The sequence below is a fragment of the Aquabacterium sp. genome, from assembly GCF_004297345.1.
Classification (GTDB): Bacteria; Pseudomonadota; Gammaproteobacteria; order Burkholderiales; family Burkholderiaceae_C; genus Aquabacterium.
Window position 1 is genome coordinate 1 of sequence record NZ_SCTN01000459.1, and the last position, 6898, is coordinate 6898.

Consider the following 6898-nt stretch of genomic DNA (forward strand, 5'->3'; position numbering starts at 1 on the left):
CATCCGATCTTGCACCTTGAGCTTCATGCCCGGCTCGTACTTGCCGGAGCACACGCGCACAAACGCGATGCGGTCGCGGTGGGATGGGTCCATATTGGCCTGCACCTTGAAGACCACGCCAGAGAAGTTTTCCATCTCGGGCACGATCTCTTTGTGTGAGCCGTCCTTTTCGGTCGACAGGCGAGGGCGGGGCGAGGGGGCCAGGTCCACCAGGGCATCCAGCACTTCCTGCACGCCAAAGTTGTTCACGGCCGAGCCGAAGAACACGGGGGTTTGCTTGGCGGCCAGGAACTGTTCCAGATCGAAGGCCGGTGCGGCTTCGGCCATCAGTTCCATGTTCTGCTCGGCCAGTTCCCAGTCGTGGCCAAAACGGGCGTGCAGCTTGTCGCGCTCTTCGAGTGACACGACTTCATCTTCATCGCTGCGCTTGTCGGCGCCGGCATCGAACAGGCGCATGGACTTGGTGCGCAGGTTGACGATGCCGCCAAACTGCTTGCCTTGGCCCACGGGCCAGGTCATGGGCACGCAAGGCATGCCCAGTTCCTGCTCGACTTCATCGAGCAGTTCCAGCGGGTCGCGGCCTTCGCGGTCCATCTTGTTGACGAAGGTGATGATGGGTGTGTCGCGCTGGCGGCAGACCTCGATCAGGCGCTTGGTTTGTGCTTCCACGCCGTTGGCCGCGTCGATCACCATCAGGGCCGAGTCCACCGCAGTCAGCACGCGGTAGGTGTCTTCCGAGAAGTCCTTGTGGCCCGGGGTGTCCAGCAGGTTGACCACGTGCTCGCGGTACAGCATCTGCATCACCGAAGACGCCACCGAGATGCCGCGCTGCTTTTCGATTTCCATCCAGTCAGACGTGGCGTGGCGCGAGGCCTTGCGGGCCTTGACCGAGCCGGCGATGTGGATGGCGCCCGAGAACAGCAGCAGCTTTTCCGTCAGCGTGGTTTTACCCGCGTCAGGGTGGGAAATGATCGCAAACGTGCGACGGCGGCTGGTTTCGGGGGCGTAGGGAGAAGTAGACACGACAAAAGCTCCGGGCGAACCCGACATGCTAGCTGATTCGCCCGCCTGGCAGGGCTTTCGCGTCGCTTGGTATCAGATAAGTCCGTTTCGCCATACAAGATGACCGTGACAAGTTAGGGATTGTTCAGGCCTGAACGTTCCCCGAAACTCAAAGGCTGCCATGCAAGATCAGCGTAGTCACGACCACATCATGGGATCAGTTCCACCGCCCCCTCTCGGCACCTTCAAAGTCCTGCTTGTGGACGACCACGACTTGGTCCGGGTTGGACTGCGGACCGTCCTCAATGAGGTCGAGGACATGAAAATCAACTGGCTGGAGGCTGACAATCTGCACGACGCTATGCGTTTGTACGGTGCCGAACCAGACATCGCACTGGTTTTGCTGGACCTGAACATGGCCGACTGCAAGGGTTTGCAGGGCCTGCGCCAGTTCATCGAAGCCTATCCGCAGGCCCGCGTGGCCGTCATGAGCGGCACGCAGGATGAATTCGTCATCGGGCAGGCCAAGGGCCTGGGTGCTGTGGGCTACCTGCCCAAGGCCTATTCGCCCTCGCTCACGCGCTCCAGCATCGTCGGCTTGTTGACCGAATATTCCTATGCGGCGGCCGTGGCCGCGCCAGCGGGTGCATCTGCGGCGCGCTTCCCCCGTGCGCCCTCGGCATCCAGCTACGACCGCGTGGCCGAACTGGGCCCTCGCCACCTGGAAATCCTGGAGCTGGTGCTCTCGGGTTGCTCCAACCAGGAAATCAGCAACTCCACCAAGCTGTCGCTGGGTACGGTCAAGAACTACGTCTCGACCATCCTGCTGGCGCTGGACGTGAAGTCCCGATCGCACCTCATCAGCCTGTTCCGCTAAAGCGCCGGCTGACACAGCGTGAGTTACCGGATTGCCCAGGACGCGGGGCTGAGCGCGCCCGAGTTCATCTCTGAAACGTCCAGCCAGCAGCGCAACGATCTGGTGCTGGCCCAGGTGCATGCGCTCTACAGCACCAGTTGGTTCACGTCGGCTGGGGCCATCGTCACGGCCATGACCTTCTGGGGGGCCTATCTGGTCTACACCGGGGATCGCCGCGTGCTGATCTGGGCGGCCATGGTGCATGGCACGCAGGCGCTGCGCCTGCTCAATGGCTGGGCCTATCAAAAAGATGATCGCGCCTGGCAGCGCATGCCGATCTGGCGCCGCCGTTTCATGGGCGGCTTGCTCGTGTCGGCGCTGGTCTGGGGTTCGGTGCCCTGGTTCGTGCTGCCCACGCAGGATCTGGCCATGGTCTGCCTGATGATGCTGGTGATGCTGGGCATGGGCTCGGCGGCCATTGGTGCCATCGTGGCCTACCGGCCTGCCATCTGGACCTGGATGATCCCGCTGCTGCTGCCCTTGCCGGGTTTGCTGCTGTGGCATCAAGGGCCCCTGCACAACGCGCTGGCCATCTTCTCGGTGGCCTATCTGGGCGTGAACCTGGTGTTCGCCTTCGGGCAGAACGAACTGCTGGTCAAGGCGCTCAAGGCCCAGTTCGACAATGCCGAGCTGGTGTCCCAGTTGCGCCATCAGATGAGCCTGGCGGCCCAGGCCGACAAGGAAAAGAGCCGTTTCGTGGCCAGTGCCAGCCACGACCTGCGTCAGCCCATGCACGCGCTGGGCCTGTTTGCCAGCGCCCTGGAAAAGCGCCTGGCGGGCACCTCGGAGGCGCCGCTGGTCGGCAACCTGAACCGCTGCATCGAGTCGCTGGACCGCTCCTTCAACGCCATGCTGGACATCTCCAAGCTGGACGCCGGGGTGGTGGAGCCGCAACTGCAATCCTTCCCGATCCGCGATGTGTTCCGCCGTCTGCACATGCACTTTGCCGGTCAGGCTGAGGGGGCCGGGTTGCACCTGCGCTTCAAGCCGGGCGGCAAGCACGTGACCAGCGACCCGCAATTGCTGGAGCGCATCCTCAGCAACCTGATCCAGAACGCCATCAAGTACACCCGCGATGGCGGTATCGTGGTGGTGGCACGCACCCATGGCACGGACGTGAACATCGAGGTCTGGGACACAGGCATCGGCATCCCCGAGGCCGAACTGCCCCGCGTGTTCGACGAGTTCTACCAGTTGCACAACCCCGAGCGCGACCGCAACCGGGGCCTGGGCATGGGCCTGGCCATCGTCAAGCGCCTGGCCTTGCTGCTCAATCACCCGTTGACGGTAGCCTCGACCGTGGGCAAGGGCACGATGATCCGCCTGGCCGTGCCCCAGACCGACCTGAACGCCCTGCACGGCATGAACCTGGAAGCCGAAACGGTGCCTTCGCCCATCGGCAATGCCCGCACGCTGCTGTTCATCGACGACGAAGAGAACATCCGCGAAAGCATGGCCTTGCTGCTACGCGAGTGGGATTACGAGGTGCTGGTGGCCGGCAACATCAACGAAGCCTGCATGCTGGCCGCCAACCACCCCGAGCCCATCCACGCGGTGTTGTCGGATTTGAGGTTGCGCAATGGCGAGGACGGCCTGCAGGCCATCAATGCCGTGCGCCATGTGCTGGGCTATCAGATTCCGGCCGTGCTCGTCACGGGCGATACCTCGCCGGATCAGGTCAAGCGGGTGCACGACAGCGGCCACAGGGTGCTGTTCAAGCCCGTGCTGCCCAAAGAGTTGTTTTCCATGTTGCGGCAATTGTCCTGATGTGAGGCCATCGGTCCGGGGGGGATCTCATCCCTAGGGCTTGGGGGATCGTCACCTAGGTCACTTGCCGATGTGTGCACTATTTCATAGTCTGCACGTTTGTGTCTGCGTTTTTCGAGGGAGCCGGGATGCCGCGGCGATCACAGTTTCATCAAGCTCATCAACGAGGGGCCGGGCCAAGCAGCCTGCTGTCCTCCCTGACCCTGGCGGTGCTCATGCTCGTCGGTGGCGCCGCGTCGGCCCAGTCCGGAAAACCGGGTGACCAGGACGGCGCGGCCACGGCGCAGGCGCTCACCCGCCTGCGCGAGGCCACCCAGCCCCGCACCCTCAGCGCCGAAGGCCAGACCCTGCTCGACCGCGATGTCATCAAGCTTGATGGCTATGCGTATTGCGGACAGGCCACCAGCCTGGCCGAGCAAGGCGAGTTCCGCCAGAGCATCCGCGCCGCCAGCAAGGCGCTGTTCCTGGGGGAGCGCGACAAGAAACCCGATCTGCAAGCCCTGGCGCACCGCGACCTGGCCCTGGCCTACCTGTACGCCGGCAAGATCGACGAAGCCGACCAGTACGCCCGCAGCGCGCTGCAGTTCCCTGGTGCCAGCCCCGAGCAGGTGCTCGCACCCGCCCACAAGGTGCTGGGCGATGTGGCTGCCCGCCGCGGCAACCAGGCTGGCGCCATCAGCGAATACAACGAAGCCCTGAAGACGGCCAGCGAGCGCTACCGCCCGCAAATCATCGTCTCGCTGGCCAATGCGCTGAACGCGTCTGGCCAGCCCAAGCAGGCGCTGGAGCAGCTCAACGCGATCCCCGCCGAGGTCCGCGATGCGCTGGGCAGCTTCTACCTGCGCAGCCGCGCAGCCGCTTTGCTGGCTGATGATCAACCCGAAGCCGCCCTGGCCGTGTACGACCAGATAGCCACCGGCGACCGCACCGCCGATTCCGAATACCAGCGCCTGTGGGCCCTGGTGGGCGTGGGTCGGGTGCACCTCAAGCGCGGCGACAAGCCTCAGGCCCTGGCCGCTTTCCTGAAGGCCACGACCCTGGCCAATGGCTTGCGCGCCAAGTTCCACAGCGAAGAAATCCGCACAGGTCTGTTTGGCGACATGCAAGCCGTGTACGACCAGGCCCTGGCACTGGCCGTCGAGCAAAAGGACTTCCAGACCGCCTGGAGCCTGTCGGAAGACTCGCGCTCGCGTCAGTTGCTGGATTCGCTGCGTGGTCGCACGGACGACGCCCTGAGCGGCAGCCTCACCCTGACGCAACTGCAAGGCATGCTGCGCCCAGGCGAGGGCGTGCTCGAATTCCACGCCGTGGGCGACCAGCTCGTGGTCTGGACCATCCGCAAAGATGGTTTCGAAGGCCAGGCTCTGCCTCTGCCCCAAGCCGCCTTGGCCAAGGATGTGGACGACTTCCGCCGCAGCATCATCGAGCGTCGCCGTGATGTCGATACGCTGGGCCAAGGCCTGTATGCCAAGCTGATCGCCCCCGCCAAGCTGGGTGACACCAAGCGCCTGTTCATCGTGCCGCATGGCCCGCTGCACTACCTGCCCTTCCAGGCCTTGCATGACGGCCAGGGTTACCTGATCGCCAAGACCGCCGTCACCGTGTGGCCTTCGGCTTCGGTGGGTGGCCGCCTCTGGGCCCGTCCTGATCGTGCCGTGAGCGCCCTGCTGGCCTTCGGCAACCCCGCCACGCCCGAGAACGTGCCGCTGCCCGGTGCCGAGCGCGAGGTCAAGGAAGTCTCTGACCTGTTCAAGCAAAAGCAGATCTTCGTGCAGCAGGATGCCACCAAGGGCACTTTCAAGCTGCGCGCCAATCAGTCGGCCGTGCTGCACGTCGCAGCCCACGCCGAGGTGGATGACGTGGATCCGCTGTTCTCACGCATCCTGCTGGCCAACGACGGCCAGGATCGTGGCCTGCTCGAAGCCCGCGAGGTCTATGGCCTGGACATGCACAGCGTGAGCCTGGTCACCCTGTCGGCTTGCGAAAGCGGCCTGGGCAAGGTGCTCAAGGGTGACGAGATCGTGGGCTTCACCCGCTCCTTCCTGTCGGCCGGTGCCAGCAGCATGGTGGCCTCCCTGTGGCCCGTGGCCGATGAATCCACCGAAGCCCTGATGACCCGCATGTACCAGTCCATGTCCGAAGGCGCCGACCTGATGGACGCCATGCGCAACGCGCAGATGGACGTGCAGAAGAAGCGCCGCTTTGCCCACCCCTTCTTCTGGGCCCCCTTCAACGTGATCGGCAATGGCCGCATGCAACTAGGAAGCTGAGATGTCACGTGCAGCCCTTTCCCTCCCGTTTTCTCGTTCGATTTTTGCGCTTCCACTGACCCTGGCTTTCGCCTTGTCGCCCCTGGGTCAAGCTGTGGCCCAGGTGGCCTCTGCGGCACCTGCTCCGCGCGCCGGCGACATCCTCCATGAAGTGCCTGCCCCATCGACGATGCCCGCCTTGCCTGATGCCTCGCCCTTGAATGCAGCCGCGCCGGCCGTCAAGGCGCCGGCTGTCAACTTCGTGCTCAAGCGCTTTGAGGTGCGTGGCGCCACGGTGCTCACGCCTCAGCAGATTCAGGCCCTGGCTGAGCCCTACGTGGGCCAGGCCATGGGTGAGCCTGAACTGTCGGCCTTGATCAGCGCATTGCGCAAGCGCTATGAAGACAAGGGTTACGGCCTGGCTTCGATCGGCTTCCCGTCGCAGGACGTGAGCCAGGGCGTGCTCAAGGTCGATGTGATTGAACCAAAGCTTGCGCGTGTTCAAGTGCCATTGGGCGCCGATGCGCCGGTCACGGCTGACCGTGTCAATGGCCTGATGGACTTCTTCTGCCTGCATGCTGGGGGCCTGCTGAGTACCGCGTCGCTGGAGCGTGTGATGTTCGCGCTCAACGACATGCCCGGTGTGCAGGCCAAGGCCGCGTTGTCACCCTCAGGTGATGAAGGCATCTACAACCTGTCCATTCAGGTGACGCCGCGCCGCAGCTGGGATGCGTCCTTGTCGGCCGACAACCATGGCGTGGGCTATGCAGGCCGATGGCGTGGCACAGGGTTGCTTCGCTTGAACAACCCGCTGGGTGTGGGTGACAACCTGGACCTGCAGACCATGCTCAGCAACAGCGGTGGCGTCAAGGTGGGTCGGGTGGCTTACGAGCTGCCTGTGGCCTATACGCCCGCGCGTGTCTCGGTCGCCTACGCCAAGGTGGACTACACCCTTGGTGGTCAG

At 64.1% G+C, this 6898-nt stretch carries 5 protein-coding genes; 4 read left to right on the forward strand and 1 reads right to left on the reverse strand.

Annotation, left to right across the window (positions count from 1 at the left end; genetic code table 11):
* The coding region (locus EPO09_RS17770; protein ID WP_290645106.1) for a peptide chain release factor 3 at nt 1-1023 on the reverse strand (1023 nt) is incomplete at its 3' end.
* 190 nt (nt 1024-1213) lie between these two features.
* Here EPO09_RS17770 and EPO09_RS17775 point away from each other — a divergent pair.
* From EPO09_RS17775 to EPO09_RS17790, 4 genes are all read left to right on the forward strand, one after another.
* Nucleotides 1214-1879 carry a response regulator transcription factor gene (locus EPO09_RS17775; RefSeq protein ID WP_290645108.1) on the forward strand — a complete coding sequence of 222 codons (666 nt, stop codon included), beginning with the start codon at nt 1214-1216 and terminating at the stop codon, nt 1877-1879.
* 18 nt (nt 1880-1897) lie between these two features.
* The gene (locus tag EPO09_RS17780) at nt 1898-3685 is read left to right on the forward strand and encodes a hybrid sensor histidine kinase/response regulator (RefSeq protein ID WP_290645110.1); all 1788 of its coding nucleotides are present in this window, start codon (nt 1898-1900) and stop codon (nt 3683-3685) included.
* 128 nt (nt 3686-3813) lie between these two features.
* Nucleotides 3814-5955, forward strand: coding sequence for a CHAT domain-containing protein (locus tag EPO09_RS17785; protein ID WP_290645112.1), 2142 nt, complete (start codon nt 3814-3816; stop codon nt 5953-5955).
* Between the two features lies 1 nt (nt 5956).
* Nucleotides 5957-6898: POTRA domain-containing protein (locus EPO09_RS17790; RefSeq protein WP_290645114.1), on the forward strand; the 942-nt coding region annotated here is incomplete at its 3' end.